The organism is Streptomyces calvus, assembly GCF_006782915.1.
GTDB lineage: Bacteria > Actinomycetota > Actinomycetes > Streptomycetales > Streptomycetaceae > Streptomyces > Streptomyces calvus.
Genome location: NZ_VCNP01000043.1, coordinates 343,459 through 359,840 on the forward strand (window position 1 = coordinate 343,459; position 16,382 = coordinate 359,840).

General features: G+C 71.5%; 9 protein-coding genes. 5 read left to right on the forward strand and 4 right to left on the reverse strand.

Annotation, left to right across the window (positions count from 1 at the left end; all coding sequences use genetic code 11):
- Positions 1–115 precede the first annotated feature (115 nt).
- Both FGW31_RS20500 and FGW31_RS20505 read left to right on the forward strand, forming a co-directional pair.
- Positions 116–955, forward strand: coding sequence for an ABC transporter ATP-binding protein (locus FGW31_RS20500; protein ID WP_373303366.1), 840 nt, complete (start codon positions 116–118; stop codon positions 953–955).
- Positions 952–3,531 (forward strand): ABC transporter permease, encoded by a 2,580-nt coding sequence (locus FGW31_RS20505; protein ID WP_142194890.1) that lies wholly within the window; start codon positions 952–954, stop codon positions 3,529–3,531. Before FGW31_RS20500 ends, FGW31_RS20505 begins: the two co-directional genes overlap by 4 nt.
- A 79-nt stretch (positions 3,532–3,610) precedes the next feature.
- Here FGW31_RS20505 and FGW31_RS20510 read toward each other — a convergent pair whose 3' ends face one another.
- Positions 3,611–6,676, reverse strand: coding sequence for an NACHT domain-containing protein (locus tag FGW31_RS20510; RefSeq protein ID WP_142194891.1), 3,066 nt, complete (start codon positions 6,674–6,676; stop codon positions 3,611–3,613).
- Positions 6,677–6,942: 266 nt separating this feature from the next.
- Between FGW31_RS20510 and mfd the strand changes: the two genes are divergently transcribed.
- Positions 6,943–10,527 carry a transcription-repair coupling factor gene (gene mfd, locus FGW31_RS20515; protein ID WP_142194892.1) on the forward strand — a complete coding sequence of 1,195 codons (3,585 nt, stop codon included), beginning with the start codon at positions 6,943–6,945 and terminating at the stop codon, positions 10,525–10,527.
- A gap of 245 nt (positions 10,528–10,772) precedes the next feature.
- Here the strand turns inward: mfd and FGW31_RS20520 are convergent, their stop codons facing one another.
- Positions 10,773–10,958 carry an antitoxin gene (locus FGW31_RS20520; protein ID WP_142194893.1) on the reverse strand — a complete coding sequence of 62 codons (186 nt, stop codon included), beginning with the start codon at positions 10,956–10,958 and terminating at the stop codon, positions 10,773–10,775.
- Between the two features lie 197 nt (positions 10,959–11,155).
- On the opposite strand from FGW31_RS20520, the gene FGW31_RS20525 reads away from it, so the two are divergent.
- A complete protein-coding gene (locus tag FGW31_RS20525; protein ID WP_142195007.1) occupies positions 11,156–11,923 on the forward strand; it encodes an HNH endonuclease family protein in 768 nt (255 codons plus the stop codon).
- A gap of 488 nt (positions 11,924–12,411) precedes the next feature.
- On the opposite strand, the gene FGW31_RS20530 is transcribed toward FGW31_RS20525, so the two are convergent.
- Both FGW31_RS20530 and FGW31_RS20535 read right to left on the reverse strand, forming a co-directional pair.
- Complete coding sequence (locus FGW31_RS20530) at positions 12,412–13,215, reverse strand: hypothetical protein (protein ID WP_142194894.1); 804 nt, start codon at positions 13,213–13,215, stop codon at positions 12,412–12,414.
- Between the two features lie 44 nt (positions 13,216–13,259).
- On the reverse strand, positions 13,260–13,772 hold the full coding sequence (locus tag FGW31_RS20535) for a hypothetical protein (RefSeq protein ID WP_142194895.1): 513 nt from the start codon (positions 13,770–13,772) through the stop codon (positions 13,260–13,262).
- A 204-nt stretch (positions 13,773–13,976) separates the two neighbouring features.
- Between FGW31_RS20535 and FGW31_RS20540 the strand changes: the two genes are divergently transcribed.
- A complete protein-coding gene (locus tag FGW31_RS20540; RefSeq protein WP_142194896.1) occupies positions 13,977–16,220 on the forward strand; it encodes an N-6 DNA methylase in 2,244 nt (747 codons plus the stop codon).
- The last annotated feature ends 162 nt before the right edge of the window (positions 16,221–16,382 follow it).

The window sequence follows — 16,382 nt, forward strand, 5'->3', positions numbered from 1 at the left end:
ACGACCGCAAGACTGAGACACGTCGCACACACACGCATCGAACGGCCACCGGGCACGACCGGAGGGCCGACGGGGCACCTCTCTCTCATCCATTGACCGACATAGGAGACTTACCGTGACATCGGCTGTGACCATTCCCGGGCACGGGGGCGATTCGGAAGGTGCGGCGCGGAGCGCCTCGTTGAGGGGTGGCGGCCGGGTGGCGGGAGGGCGTACGGCCGTTGCCGCGCGGGCGCGGCAGGTCGTGAAGGCGTACGGGTCCGGCGAGACCCGTGTCGTCGCCCTCGACCACGTCGACGTGGACATCGCCCGCGGCCAGTTCACCGCGATCATGGGCCCCTCGGGGTCCGGCAAGTCCACGCTGATGCACTGCTTGGCCGGGCTCGACACCGTCACCAGCGGTCAGATCCACCTCGACGAGACCGAGATCACCGGGCTGAAGGACAAGAAGCTCACCCGGCTGCGCCGGGACCGGATCGGGTTCATCTTCCAGGCGTTCAACCTGCTGCCGACGCTCAACGCGCTCGAGAACATCACGCTGCCCATGGACATAGCCGGCCGCAAGCCCGACAAGGCGTGGCTGGACCGGGTCGTGGAGACCGTCGGGCTGGCCGGGCGGCTGAAGCACCGGCCGACGCAGTTGTCCGGCGGCCAGCAGCAGCGGGTCGCGGTGGCGCGGGCACTGGCGGCCCGGCCGGAGATCATCTTTGGTGACGAGCCGACCGGGAACCTCGACTCGCGGGCCGGTGCCGAAGTGCTCGGCTTCCTGCGCCGCTCGGTGGACGAACTGGGCCAGACCATCGTGATGGTCACCCACGACCCGGTCGCCGCCTCCTACGCGGACCGGGTGCTGTACCTCGCCGACGGCCGCATCGTCGACGAGATGCACCAGCCGACGGCCGAGCAGGTCCTGGACCGCATGAAGGACTTCGACGCCCGGGGGCGCACGTCATGACCGTCCTGAAGACCTCGATGCGCAACTTCCTCGCGCACAAGGGACGCATGGCGCTGTCCGCCGTCGCCGTCCTGCTGTCGGTGGCGTTCGTCTGCGGGACGCTCGTCTTCACCGACACCATGTCCACGACGTTCGACAAGCTGTTCGCGGCCACCTCGTCGGACGTGACGGTGAGCGCCAAGGGCGCCTCCGACACCGGCGAGACGACCTCCGACAACGGCAAGCCGCCGGTGCTGCCGGCCTCCGTCCTCGACGAGGTGCGCGGTGCCGACGGTGTGAAGTCGGCCGAGGGCACGGTGTTCTCCACCTCCGTCACCGTCGTCGACGGCGACAAGGACAGCCTCTCGCCCACCAGCGGCGGCCCGACCATCGTCGGCAGCTGGAACGGCAACGACGCCCGCACCATGAAGATCACCGACGGTGCCGCGCCCAAGGGCCCGGAACAGGTCATGGTCGACGCCGACACCGCCGACAAGCACGACCTGACGCTCGGTGACGAGATCGCCGTGATCAACGTCGTCGGCACCCACACCGCGAAGGTCTCCGGCATCGCCGACTTCACCGTCACCAACCCCGGCGCCGCGATCTTCTACCTGGACACGAAGACCGCCCAGCAGGTCCTGGTCGGCGAGAGCGGCGTCTACACCAACGTCAACGTCACCGCCGCGGCCGGAGTGAGCGACGCGCAGCTGAAGAAGAACGTCGCCGCCGAGCTCGGTGGCGGCTTCAAGGTGCAGACCGCCGAGGAGACCGCGGAGGCCAACCAGAAGGACGTCGAGGGCTTCATGAGCGTCATGAAGTACGCGATGCTCGGCTTCGCCGGGATCGCGTTCCTCGTCGGCATCTTCCTGATCATCAACACGTTCTCCATGCTGGTCGCCCAGCGCACCCGGGAGATCGGCCTGATGCGGGCCATCGGCTCCTCCCGCAAGCAGGTCAACCGCTCGGTGCTCGCCGAGGCGCTGCTGCTCGGCGTGTTCGGCTCGATCCTCGGCGTCGGCGCGGGCATCGGGCTCGCGGTCGGCCTGATGAAGCTCATGGGCAGCATGGGCATGCAGCTGTCCACGGACGACCTGACGGTCGCCTGGACGACGCCGGCGCTCGGACTGCTCCTCGGCGTGGTCGTCACCGTCCTGGCCGCCTACCTGCCCGCCCGCCGGGCCGGCAAGATCTCCCCGATGGCCGCGCTGCGCGACGCCGGCACGCCCGCCGACGTCAAGGCCGGCCGCATCCGGGGCCTGATCGGCCTGGCCCTCACCGGCGCCGGCGGCTTCGCCCTCTACCTGGCGGGCGCCGCCGACAAGGCCGCCGACGGCTCCCTGTGGCTGGGCCTCGGCGTGGTGCTGTCGCTGATCGGCTTCGTCGTCGTCGGCCCGGTCCTGGCGGGCGGCGTGGTCCGGGTCCTCGGCGCGGTCCTGCTGCGGGCCTTCGGTCCCGTCGGCCGCATGGCCGAGCGCAACGCGCTGCGCAACCCGCGCCGCACCGGCGCCACGGGCGCCGCGCTGATGATCGGGCTGGCCCTGGTGGCCTGCCTGTCGGTGGTCGGCTCCTCCATGGTCGCCTCCGCCACCGACGAGCTCGACAAGACCGTCGGCACGGACTTCATCATCCAGTCCGACAGCGGCCAGCTGATCACCCCGCAGGCCGTCCAGGCCGTGAAGTCGGCGCCCGCGGTGGACCGGGTCACCGAGTACAAGTGGACGCAGGCCGACTTCACCACCCCCGACGGCAAGACGCTCAAGGACACCGCGATCACCGCCGCCGACCCGACGTACGCGACCGACCTGCGGGTCGAGACCGTGGCCGGGAAGCTCGGCGACGCCTACCGGCCCGACTCGATGTCCGTCCACGAGGACTTCGCCAAGGACCACGGCATCAGCATCGGCTCGAAGATCGACGTCGCGTTCGAAGGCGGCTCCACGGGCGCGCTGACGGTCCGGGCGATCACCAGCAGCGAGGCCGTCGTCGACGCCGGCGCGATGTACACGTCCATCGACACCCTCGCCACGTACGTGCCGGCCGACAGGATGCCGCTGGACATGCTGCTCTTCGTCTCGGCGAAGGACGGCCAGGTGGACGCCGCGTACACGGCGCTGAAGGACTCCCTGCACGACTACCCGCAGTACACCGTGCGCGACCAGACCGACTACAAGGAGGCGCTGAAGGACCAGATCGGCCAGCTGCTGAACATGATCTACGGCCTGCTGGCCCTGGCGATCGTCGTCGCGATCCTCGGAGTGGTGAACACGCTGGCCCTGTCGGTCGTGGAGCGCACCCGGGAGATCGGACTGATGCGGGCCATCGGCCTCTCCCGCCGGCAGCTGCGCCGCATGATCCGCATGGAGTCGGTCGTGATCGCCCTCTTCGGCGCCCTGCTGGGCCTCGGACTGGGCATGGGCTGGGGCGCCACCGCCCAGCAGCTGCTCGCCCTGGAGGGCCTGAAGGTCCTCGAGATCCCGTGGCCGACGATCACCGGCGTGTTCATCGGCTCGGCCTTCGTGGGCCTGTTCGCCGCCCTGATCCCGGCCTTCCGCGCCGGCCGCATGAACGTCCTGAACGCCATCGCCACCGAATAGCCACCGCACACGGGGGTTGCGGGGGAGCACCCGGCGCCGGAAAGCCTGGAGGGCTTTCCGGCGCCGGTGCGTGTGCGGGTCACTTCCCGCCGAGCCTGGCCCAGAACTCCTCGGTGCCGGGGCGGCTTCCGTCGTCGGCGAGGATCGCGGAGGCGCTGCACTTGAGACGGAGCCGAATCTTGCGCTCGCCGCTGGCCGAGAAGTTCTCGTCAGCGGCCAGCCCCGTGACCAGGAGTTCGTTGACGAACTTCTTCCAGGCGTCCGGACCGTACGCCTGCGCCCACTTCAGCCGGTTGTCCTCCGGCTGGTTGTCGCTGCGGAGGATGACGGACTTCTCCACGCGCCGGGCCATGCTGGTGAGGAAGTGCCGGGCCGCCAGCACTTCGATGGGCGGCAGGTCGTCGTTCCGGCTCTCCGCGTCCACGACCTCCGCCCCGTACCGCTGCAGCGCGGCAAGGATGCCTTCCTTGCGGTCCAGCAGCTCGTTGGGCAGCAGGAGTTCCACCAGGTCGGCGTGGCGCACCCCGTGCAGGTGGCGCAGAGCGTTGGGCGACCCGCTCACCTTGATCTTCTTCACCGTGGTGTTCTCCAGCCGCAGGCTCCAGCCGGGCGTCGCCGGCAGGGTCAGGGAGGACAGTTCGCAGCCGACCAGGCGGGCGTCCACATCCTCCACCTGGGAGAGATCCAGCTCATCGGCGAATATCGCGTTGACGACGGTCTGCCCGGTCAGCGTTCCCGTCTCCCGGACGACCGCGGTCCACAGCGCACCGAGATTGGTGGCGGCGACGGTCGATTCCATCTGGCGTTCCGTGCCGCCGATGCGGGGCGCGAAGTCCGAGACGGCACGGACGGTCAGCTGGGCCCCGGCCGTGCTGACCACGCCCGTGACCGTCGCCGACCGCCAGTGGGACTGCTTCAGCATGGCCTGGAACAGCGCGGGATGGCCCTCCAGCAGGTATCGGCTGGCGGCCCCCGCCAGGAACTGGTCGAAGAACAACTCGTGCTGGAAGCGGAAGCGCGAGGACGACGCGTCGTCCGAGGCGGCGGCGAGACCGCACAGCACCGGCAGCCGCTGCTTCAGATGCCGCCGGCTGGACAACTCGGCCTCTATGGCGTACTCGGCGGCGTCCTCCAGTTCGCTCATGTCCGCCTCGCGTTCGTCATGGCTGGCCATGAACTCCGCGACGTACTCGAACATCCGACGCAGCTCGGCGCTGCTCAGCAGCGCCGCACCGGCTTCCCCGGTCATCAGCTTGCGTTCTTCCCGGGCCACGTACTTGCTGAGTAAACGCTCGGTCAGGGTGTCGCTCTTGATCTCGCTCTCGTTCGGGTCGAGCGTCATCTCCGCGAACACCCGCGCGAAGAACGGCAGGCCCAGCAGCCGCCGGTCGTGCTCCGACAGCCGGTCGAGGCTCCTCCGCGGCACCTCGCACTCGTCCAGGAACGACTCGACGTCCGCGGGCGACCAGCGCTGCACCTCCGCGATGCGATGGCGCACGTAGGGCAGGCCCTGCTCGTTGGCACGCTCGACGCTGAAGCGGTACTGCCCCATGTAGTACGAGGACCGGGCCGAGACCACGACCACGCCCCGCCCGCCGAGGTCGTCGAGCCACGGCCGCAGCGATCCGATGGCGTCGCTGTAGCCGACACCGCCGAGCAGTTCGTCGAAGCCGTCGATGAGCAGCGTCATCAGCCCGTTGCGGCACAGGGCCTTGACGCCCTTGTCGGTGAGGTTCCGGGTCGATGCCACGGCGCTGTCCACCACGGTCCGCAGACTGTCGAGTACCTGCCCGGTGGAGCGCACGTACAGGAAGAGGGCCTGGTGCGACGGTCGTCCCTCCAGCAGCGCCTGCTCGACCTCGCGCGCGCGGCTCTTGGCGGCGTCCAGCATGGCGCGTGTCTTGCCGATGCCGGCCTCGCCGTTGATGAAGACCACCTGGGTCTGGCCGCGGTTGGCCTGCAGATCCTCGTCGACGCCGTCGATCAGCTCGGCGAACGTGCTGGGCGGACCCGCGTGACTGCCGTCCATGTCATGGACGATCACCTTGGCCATCCGCGTGGTACCGCGCTCCCGCGACGCCCATCCCAGCGTCTCGCGTTCCTCGGCGGCGAGCTGGGTCTCCAGCTGGTCCAGCTTCTGACGCAGACGCGTCGCGACGACCTGCCAGTTCGCCAGCTTCCGCAGATAGTCCGAGTACGGCACCCAGCCGGACTCGTCACGCCACTGCCGGGCGTTGTCGGGGCCGAGGCGGAAGTAGTCCCGGCGCGACTGGGTTCCGGTGCCCTCGCCGGTCGCCTTGTCCCAGTAGTACTCGAAGCCGTGATCGTGATCGGCGTAGACCGGTTCGGAGTCGTCGTCGGCGAAACCGCGCAGATCCCGCTCGACGTCCCTGATGAAGTAGTCGAGGGTGCCGTTGTCCGCCTTCTTCGGCTTGAGCAGGGGATGGAGCGCGGACCGTACCGCTTCACCCTTCGGTGTGGCGGTCACCACCGTCCCGCCGAAGCACAGGTAGCTGGGCTGGGCGCCTGCGAACTTGGAGAACAGGTGCCAGGCTCCCGTCCCCGTGACGTACAGGAAGGGCCACAGCGGTACCTCGTCGCCGTCCCAGACGAACACCGGCTGCGACTCTCCCGTCCCGTCGTCCGCCACGGTCCGCAGGCCGGCGTCGGCGAGGCATGCGGCGATGGCGTCGGCGACGGCGTGGACGAGTTCGTCGAGGGTGGTCAGGTCGGTCCGGTCGGTGGGCAGTGCCCCGCCGTGACTGATGTGGTCCCGGAGCCGCTTGAGGTTGCGCAATTCGTGCGGGGCGCCCGGAACACCCCGGTCGTACCGGTCCAGTACCTCGATGACGGCCCGCCCCACCCGCGCCGCGGGCACGGTCGGGCAGTCGTCCAGCTGCTTGCGCACGTGGCGCAGGTACCCGGTCCATTCACCGAGCCCCGGCGAACGGCCCACGCCGGCCGGGGTGTGCCCGGCCGCCCGCACCGTCGCGGCGGCCAGCAGGCTCAGGAAGCGCAGTTCGAAGTCGAGGACCGAGAAGCCCTCGTGGATACTGCGAGGACGGCCGGCCGGCACCGGCGAGTAGGACCTCTCCATGCTGCGGAACACGTCGACGGGCGATTGCGCCCCTGCCTCTTCGACCACCGGTCCCCCCTTGTCGCGCACCGCGCCCCCTCGTGTCGTCGTGCGTTCGGTGTGCGACGCAGAGTATCGATCGGGCCGTGACGTCGTCCGCACTTGTGGAAGCCCGGCGAGGCAGCCGGTGGAAGCGGTCGGCGCGGGGCGGGGAGCGGGGCACTGTCCACAGCCCCCGGCGGACGCGAGCGCGGCGTCGTACGCTGGACACCCCCGGCCCGCAGCGCGCGTCGGGCCCGTCGTGTTGCACACCCCCGGACGGAAAGCGCCCCCGAATGAGCCTGCACGGTCTGCTCGACGCCGTCGTCAAGGACGCCGCCCTCGCGGAAGCGATCACCGCGGCCGCCGACGGCAACCGCATGCACGTCGACCTGGTCGGCCCGCCCGCGGCCCGCCCCTTCGCGGTCGCCGCCCTGGCCCGGGACAGCGGCCGCCCCGTGCTCGCGGTGACGGCGACCGGCCGCGAGGCCGAGGACCTGGCCGCCGCCCTGCGCTCCCTGCTCCCGCCGGAAGGGGTCGTGGAGTACCCGTCCTGGGAGACGCTGCCGCACGAGCGGCTCAGCCCCCGCAGCGACACCGTCGGCCGCCGCCTGGCCGTGCTGCGCCGCCTGGCCCACCCGCGTCCCGACGACCCCGAGACCGGCCCGGTCTCCGTCGTCGTCGCGCCCGTGCGTTCCGTGCTCCAGCCGCAGGTCAAGGGTCTGGGCGACCTGGAGCCGGTCGCCCTGCGGACCGGGCAGAGCGCCGACCTGAACGAGGTCGTCGAAGCCCTCGCCGCCGCCGCGTACGCGCGGGTGGAGCTGGTGGAGAAGCGCGGCGAGTTCGCGGTGCGCGGCGGCATCCTCGACGTGTTCCCGCCCACCGAGGAACACCCGCTGCGCATCGAGTTCTGGGGCGACGACGTCGAGGAGATCCGCTACTTCAAGGTCGCCGACCAGCGCTCCCTGGAGGTCGCCGAGCACGGCCTGTGGGCGCCGCCGTGCCGTGAGCTGCTGCTCACCGACGATGTGCGGGAGCGGGCGCGGGTCCTCGCCGAGCAGCACCCGGAGCTCGGCGAACTGCTCGGGAAGATCGCCGAGGGGATCGCGGTGGAGGGCATGGAGTCCCTGGCTCCGGTCCTCGTCGACGACATGGAGCTGCTGCTGGACGTGCTGCCCAAGGGCGCCATGGCCGTCGTCTGCGACCCGGAGCGGGTGCGGACGCGGGCCGCGGACCTGGTGGCGACGAGCCAGGAGTTCCTGCAGGCATCCTGGGCGGCCACGGCGATGTCCCGTGCGGACGAAGCCCGCTCCGGCGAGGGCGGTGGCGGGCGACGGGCGGGCGGTCAGGCGCCCATCGACGTCGGCGCGGCCTCCCTGTGGTCCATCGCGGACGTCCGGGACCGGGCCCGCGAGCTGGACATGATGTGGTGGTCGGTGTCGCCGTTCGCCGCCGACGAGGAGCTCGACGCGGACACCCTCAAGCTGGGCATGCACGCCCCCGAGTCCTACCGCGGCGACACCGCGCGGGCGCTGGCCGACACCAAGGGCTGGCTCGCCGACGGCTGGCGCACGGTCTACGTCACCGAGGGCCACGGCCCGGCCGCCCGGACCGTGGAGGTGCTGGGCGGCGAGGGCATCGCGGCCCGCCTGGACACCGACCTCGGTGAGATCAGCCCGTCCGTCGTGCACGTCGCCTGCGGCTGCATCGACCTCGGCTTCGTCGACCCGGCGCTCAGGCTCGCCGTCCTCACCGAGACCGACCTGACCGGGCAGAAGGCCGCCGGCCGCGAGGGCGCCCGGATGCCGGCCCGCCGCCGCAAGACCATCGACCCGCTCACCCTGGAGACGGGCGACTACATCGTCCACGAGCAGCACGGCGTCGGCCGCTACATCGAGATGGTGCAGCGCACCGTGCAGGGCGCCACCCGCGAGTACCTGGTCGTGGAGTACGCCCCGGCCAAGCGCGGCCAGCCCGGCGACCGGCTCTACATCCCCACCGACCAGCTGGAGCAGATCACCAAGTACGTCGGCGGCGAGGCACCCACGCTGCACCGGCTCGGCGGCGCCGACTGGACGAAGACGAAGGCCCGCGCGAAGAAGGCCGTGAAGGAGATCGCGGCCGACCTGATCAAGCTGTACAGCGCGCGCATGGCCGCGCCGGGGCACGCCTTCGGCGGTGACACCCCGTGGCAGCGCGAGCTGGAGGACGCCTTCCCGTACGCCGAGACCCCCGACCAGCTGACGACGATCGCCGAGGTCAAGGAGGACATGGAGAAGTCGGTCCCGATGGACCGCCTGATCTGCGGCGACGTCGGCTACGGCAAGACGGAGATCGCGGTGCGCGCGGCCTTCAAGGCCGTCCAGGACGGCAAGCAGGTCGCCGTGCTCGTGCCGACGACGCTGCTGGTGCAGCAGCACTTCGGCACGTTCTCCGAGCGCTACTCGCAGTTCCCGGTGAACGTGCGCGCGCTGTCCCGCTTCCAGACCGACACCGAGGCGAAGGCGGTCCTGGAGGGGCTGCGCGACGGTTCGGTGGACGTCGTCATCGGCACCCACCGGCTGTTCTCGTCCGAGACCAAGTTCAAGGACCTCGGTCTGGTCATCGTCGACGAGGAGCAGCGCTTCGGCGTCGAGCACAAGGAGCAGCTGAAGAAGCTGCGCGCCAACGTCGACGTCCTGACGATGTCCGCGACGCCGATCCCGAGAACGCTGGAGATGGCGGTCACCGGCATCCGCGAGATGTCCACGATCACCACCCCGCCGGAGGAGCGGCACCCGGTCCTCACCTTCGTCGGGCCGTACGAGGAGAAGCAGATCGGCGCGGCGATCCGCCGTGAGCTGCTGCGCGAGGGCCAGGTCTTCTACATCCACAACCGCGTCGAGTCGATCGACCGGGCCGCCGCCCGGCTGCGCGAGATCGTCCCCGAGGCGCGGATCGCCACCGCCCACGGGCAGATGTCGGAGCAGGCGCTGGAGCAGGTCGTCGTCGACTTCTGGGAGAAGAAGTTCGACGTCCTCGTCTCCACGACGATCGTCGAGTCCGGCATCGACATCTCCAACGCCAACACCCTGATCGTCGAGCGCGGCGACAACTTCGGCCTCTCCCAGCTGCACCAGCTGCGCGGCCGTGTCGGCCGGGGCCGTGAGCGCGGCTACGCCTACTTCCTGTACCCGCCGGAGAAGCCGCTCACGGAGACCGCGCACGAACGGCTGGCCACCATCGCCCAGCACACCGAGATGGGCGCGGGCATGTACGTGGCCATGAAGGACCTGGAGATCCGCGGCGCCGGAAACCTGCTGGGCGGCGAGCAGTCCGGCCACATCGCGGGCGTCGGCTTCGACCTGTACGTGCGGATGGTCGGCGAGGCGGTGGCGGACTACCGGCGGCAGCTGGAGACCGGCGGGATCGAGGAGGAGCCGCCGCTCGAGGTCAAGATCGAACTGCCTGTCGACGCGCACGTCCCGCACGACTACGCGCCCGGCGAGCGGCTGCGCCTCCAGGCGTACCGTGCGATCGCCTCGGCCAACACCGAGGACGACATCAAGGCGGTGCGCGAGGAACTGGTCGACCGCTACGGCAAGTTGCCGGAGCCGGTGGAGAACCTGCTGCTGGTGGCGGGCCTGCGGATGCTCGCGCGGGCGTGCGGTGTCGGCGAGATCGTGCTCCAGGGCACGAACGTGCGGTTCGCGCCGGTGGAGTTGCGCGAGTCCCAGGAGCTGCGGCTGAAGCGCCTGTACCCGGGCACGGTCGTCAAGCCGGCCGCCCACCAGGTGCTGGTGCCGCGTCCGAAGACCGCGAAGGTCGGCGGGAAGCCGCTGGTCGGACGGGAACTGCTCGGCTGGGTCGGGGAGTTCCTGACGTCCGTGCTGGGGTCCTGATCCGTGCTGGGGTCCTGACCTGCGCGGTCAGGTACCTGACTGACCTGCGCGGTCAGGTCCCTGACCTCCGCGGTGGGTTCTTGACGCCGTCTGCGCCGGGGGTCTGACGTCCGTGCCGGGTGCTCGATGGCCTCGGCGTCGGGGCCTGGCGCCCGTGCCGGGGGCCAGTCGTCCGGCGCGCGGCGGTTGCGCGCAGCCGTCCACGGCGCGGTGCGCCGTGGACGGTTCGACGGGTGCGTGAGGCCTTACGGCTGGTCGGGACGGTCGCGGTCCATGCCGAGCCGGCGTTCGGCCTGCTGCTGGCCCGTGTCGATGTGCTGCTCGTACTTTCCGCCGGTCCTCTCGTTCAGTTTCCGTTCGGCGGCGTCCGAGGCCTGCTTGGCCTTGTCGCGCGCCGCCTTGTTGCTCTTGAACTTGTCGAGGATGCCCATCCAGAGCTCCTTCCGGAGGTGACTCAAAACAGACGATACGCGCGGATTCGAGCGAATGCCCACAAACCTCGGCTTTGGTCTGGACCATTTCCGGGTGTGCCTCGCTCTTTACGGTGAGTTCCGGCGCCGGAGCGGATCGGTCCGCCCACGCCGGGGCAGAGAGCAGGGGAGCGAGGGAGGGGCGCGTGACGCGACACATGGGGCGGGGCGGGAAGGTCCGGTACGCGGGGGTGGCGGTGGCCGTCGCCGCGGCTCTCCTCGCCGGCTGCGAATCGGTGCCGGACAAGGACCGCCCGGCCGGCGGCGGAGGCGGCAGTGCGGCGCCCGACGGGCGGGCCGTCAGCCCGCTGGACAATCCCGACGGCACCGAACCGGGCCTGGCGCCCGTGGCCGGCGAGGTGGACCGGGCCGAGGCCGTCGACCTGATCGGCAAGGTGACCACCAAGGGCCGCGGACCGAAGACCGGTTACGACCGCGAGGAGTTCGGCTACGCCTGGATGGACACGGCCGACGGCGTGCCGCTCGCCAGGAACGGCTGCGACACCCGTAACGACCTGCTCCGGCGCGACGGCGAGAAGCTGCGCTTCCGGTCCGGCTCCGACTGCGTGGTGATCGCCATGACACTGGCCGACCCGTACACCGGGACGACGATCGAGTGGCGCAAGGAGCAGGCCGCCGAGGTGCAGGTGGACCACGTCGTCCCGCTTTCCTACAGCTGGCAGATGGGCGCCTCGCGCTGGCCCGAGGAGAAGCGGCAGCAACTGGCGAACGATCCGCTGAACCTCATACCGGTCGAGGGCCGCGCCAACTCGGCCAAGGGAGACGCCGGACCGGCCACCTGGCTCCCGCCGGACAAGCGCATCCGCTGCGCCTACGCGGTGCGCTTCGCCCAGGTCGCGGTCAAGTACGAGCTGCCGGTGACGGCACCCGACGAGCGCGCGATGCTGCGGCAGTGCGAGGGCTGAGCGGCTTCTTCCGGCGGCGGTCGGGACGCGGCTGCTGCCGGCTCCCGTCCCTGCCGACCGGCGGTGACGGTCGGTCGACGGCGACGCCAGCCCCGCGGTGACGGTCGCCCCGCGGCGACGCCAGCCCCGCGGTGACGGTCGGTCGACGGCGACGCCAGCCCCGTGGTGACGGTCGCCCCGCGGCGACGCCAGCCCCGCGGTGACGGTCGGTCGACGGCGACGCCAGCCCCGCGGTGACGGTTGCCTCGCGGTGACGCCAGCCCTGCGGTGACGGTCGGTCGGCGGTGACGGTCGGTCGACGGCGACGCCAGTCCCGCGGTGACGGTCGCCTCGCGGTGACAGTCGCCCTGCGGTGACGGTTGGTCGACGGCAGTGGCCGTCCGGTGGCTGGGCCGCGCGTCCCGGGCAGGGGCCGGCCGCGGGATCGACGCAGTGAGCCGGTGCCACGTCGAGCGCGTGGCACCGGCAACCAGGACGGTCCTCGGTCGTCAGCTCAGCGAGTCGAGGTCCAGGACGTTGCCCTTCGGCGCGTCCAGGGGGACCGACTTGCCGTAGTCGCTGAAGGTGATCGAGCCGGGATCGTCGGCGGAGGCGCTGTCGAGGCGCAGCAGGTACGGCTCGCCCTCGGTGGCGACGTACAGCGTGAAGTGGTCCTTGCCGTCCCGCGCCTCCACCGTGACGGCCTGCGCGCCGTCGACGGTCGTCGTCCTGCCGCGGGTGGCGGCCGAGTTGCCCTCCTCGGCGCCGCCGAACACCATGTCGAGGTCGCAGAAGGTCGAGAGGTCCTCGGCGTCCGCGTCGTCGGTGGACATCTTGGCCCACTTCCCGGCGAGCAGCGCCACGGCCGCGTCCACGTCCGCCTGGGGCTCGCCCTTGCTCTGGGCCCGCAGGAACGCCTCGTCGTACTTCAGGTAGAGGACGTCGCCGGTCTTGATCAGCTCGGCCTCGCCCTGCTTGCCGAAGCCCATCGTGCCGGAGCAGTCGCCCGCCTCGTTCAGGGCCATGTCGAGGCGGATGGTGCCGCCGGACTCCTCGTCGGGGACGTCGCCCGACATCCGCAGGGAGGAGGCGCCGGCGGTGGCCTTGAAGGCCTTGTCGGCGATCTCGCCGCCGGTCAGCCCGGCGAACGGCTTCTTCTCCGGCCGGCTCGTGCTGTTCGGTTCCTTCGTCGTGCTGCGGCCGGTCGGATCGTTCGATGAACCGCCGTTCGCCTGGTCCTCGCCGGCGCAGCCGGTGAGAGCGGCGACGGACACGGCGACGAGGCAGAGTCCGGCGAGTGCGGTGCGACGCATGATGGATTCCCTCAGGGGTGAAGTGGAAGGACGGTGGGAGCGGCTCAGAAGTTGCCGGTGCCGAGCAGTTCGCCCTCGGCGTCGTAGACGGTGACGAGGCCGTTGTCGCTCTGCTTCCAGTCGGCGAACGCGGAGGCGATGAGGTTGGCGGGGCCCGTTCCCTCACCCATGAGACCGCCGGTGAAGTCGGTGTAGACGTTGGCCGAGTCGAGGATGTCGTTCTGCTCGTCGGCGCCCTGGACCTTGGTGACGTGCGAGACGGCCTCCTTCTCGGCGGCCGTCCCGTTCTTCTGCACGAACCCCTTGAACTGCTCGGCCTGCGAGGCCTTCTCCGCCCCCTCGTCCTCGGCGTTCCCGTCCGCGCCGCCCTTGTCGTCGGCGGGCTCGGCGTCGGACCGCGTGTCCGCGTTCGTGCCACCGGACTGCTGCTCCGCGGACGCCGAGGAGGAGCCCTGCCCGGCGGATCCCCCGTCCGCATCACCGGAGTTCGCCGAGACGGCACCGATGACGACGATCCCCACGACGGCGCCCAGCGCGATCTTGGTCTTCATGCCCATGTCTGTGTCCCCTCCCCATGCGGCACCACCTTCGGCCGGCCCTGCCGCTCGTTCAACGCGGTCAATAAGACCATGCGCTGTGAACCGAGTCAACCAGGTTCACAAGGGTGGCGATGTACACGGCGTGAACTCCTGGGTGTTGCGTGCGTCGGTATGCTCGTCGCCACACAGGGAGCAGCGGGAAGGCAGGGCGGGGTGCCGGGCATGCAGGACAAGGCGACAGAAGTGACCGCCGCCGGGATCGCGCGGCTGGCAGGCGTCGGCCGTGCCGCCGTCAGCAACTGGCGCCGACGGCACGCGGACTTCCCCCGGCCGGTCGGCGGAACCGAGACCAGCCCCTCGTTCGCGCTCCTCGAGGTCGAGAACTGGCTGCGCCGACACGGAAAGCTCGCCGAGGTCCCGCTCAAGGAACGCGTCTGGCAGCAGCTCGCCGGTCACCCCGCCGGGCCGGTCACCGCCCTCCTCCACGCCGGGTGCGTCCTGCTGCTGATCCACGACCGCTCCCCGGTGTGGCTGGAGGTGAGCTCCGGCTCCGACGAACGGCTCGCCGCGATGCTGCCCGAAGCACTGGAGGAGGCGCTCACACCGCGACTCGGCGCGCTGGACGAAAAGCGTGTGAACCGCTCGGGCCGTGTGAACAGCCCGGGTGACGTCAACGGCGAGCCCACGGGGCACACACCTGCGCCGCCGACAGCCCCTTCCACCTCCACACGACCGGCATCCCCACCACCGTCGTCGTCCCCCTCGCCCACTTCCGCCTCACCAACCACACCACCACCAGCCCCCCTCACCCCCGCCCCCTTCCGCCTCCCCACCGCCCCCCAACTCCTCCCCTCCGCCCCCCTCCTGCGCGGTGTGGCCGAACTCGCCGCCGAACAGGGCGCGCGGCACACCTTCGAGTTCCTGCTCGGCCGGCACCTCGACGCCAACCCGCGCCAGTACACGCTCACCCCCGCCGACCTCGCCGGCCTCATGGCCGACGTCGCCGGCCCCGCCCGTACCGTCCTCGACCCGGCCTGCGGCACCGGCGCCCTGCTGCGCCGCGTCACCCCCCGCCCCGGCCAGGAGCTCTACGCCCAGGACGGCGCCCCCGAACTCGCCGCGCTCACCGCGCTCCGCCTCGCCCTGCACACCCGCGCCCCCGTGCACGCCGCCGCCGGTGACACCCTGCGCGCCGACGCCCACCCGGCGGTGCGGGCGGACGCCGTGCTGTGCCACCCGCCGTTCAACGAGCGCAACTGGGGACACGACGAACTCGCCTACGACCCGCGCTGGGAGTACGGCTTCCCGGCCCGCACCGAGTCCGAGCTGGCCTGGGTGCAGCACGCGCTGGCCCGGCTGCGGGACGGCGGCGTCGCCGTCCTGCTGATGCCGCCCGCCGCCGCGTCCCGCCGCTCCGGCCGCCGGATCAGGGCCGACCTGCTGCGCCGCGGCGCCCTGCGCGCCGTCATCGCCCTGCCGGTCGGCGCGGCACCCCCGTACAACATCCCGCTGCACCTGTGGGTGCTGCGCCGGCCCGCACCGGCGCAGCCGGCCCAGGCCCAGCCCGCGCAGCCGGAGGTGCTGCTCGCCGACGCCGGGCAGTTCGCCGGCGAGGGACGCGGCGGCCCCGACTGGCCGGGCGTGCGCGAGACGGTCCTGGACGCCTGGCGCGCCTTCGACCGGGACGGGCGGCTCGGCGAACGGCCCGGACTGGCCCGTTCCGTGCCCGTCATCGAACTCCTCGACGACGACGTCGACCTCGCCCCGGCCCGCCATCTGCCGCCCCCGGCCGCGTCGGACGGCGCCGGCGAACTCACCGACGTACGGGAACGGCTCGGTGAGACGTTGCGGCTGACCGCGGCGCTGACCCCGCCGCCCGTGGCGCCCGAGCCGTCGGCCGCTCCCGGGCGCCTGCCCCTCACCACCGTCGGCGAACTCGCGCGCGGCGGCGCCCTGGTGATGCGTACCGGCGGAATGGGCGGGCCCGCGCGCGTGCCCGTGCTCACCGACCACGACGTACTCGCCGGAACCGCTCCCTCCGGCACGCTTCCGGAGAGCGAGGAGGAGGCGGTGCTCACCGAACCCGGAGACGTCGTCGTCCCCGTGCTCGGCGGCGGCTCCGTCGCGCGCGTCATCGACGAGGAGACCGCCGGTGCCGCCCTGGGCCGCAACCTCGTGCTGCTGCGCCCCGACCCGGCGGCGCTCGACGCCTGGTTCCTCGCCGGTTTCCTGCGCGGCACCGCCAACAACCGCCAGGCCAGCAGCTACGCGTCCACCGCCACCCGGCTCGACGTCCGCCGCCTCCAACTGCCCCGGCTGCCCCCGGCCGAACAGCGGCGCTACGGCGCCCGGTTCCGGGCCCTGGACGAGTTCGAGCGGGCGCTCCGCCAGGCCGGCCGGCTCGGCGAACAGCTCGTGCGCGGGATGTACGACGGCCTGACCGACGGGACGATCGCTCCCGACTGATCCTGCACCGCAACGGTTCGGTACATCCCGGGACCGGTTGTCCCCGTCGGCCTATACGCTCGGACTCTCGAACCGGATTCCCGAACCGGGTTCCCGTCGGATACCAGTCCAGGAGCAGTCATGTACGGCCACGGTGTGGCGCCGCCCACCCGCAGCGCGGCA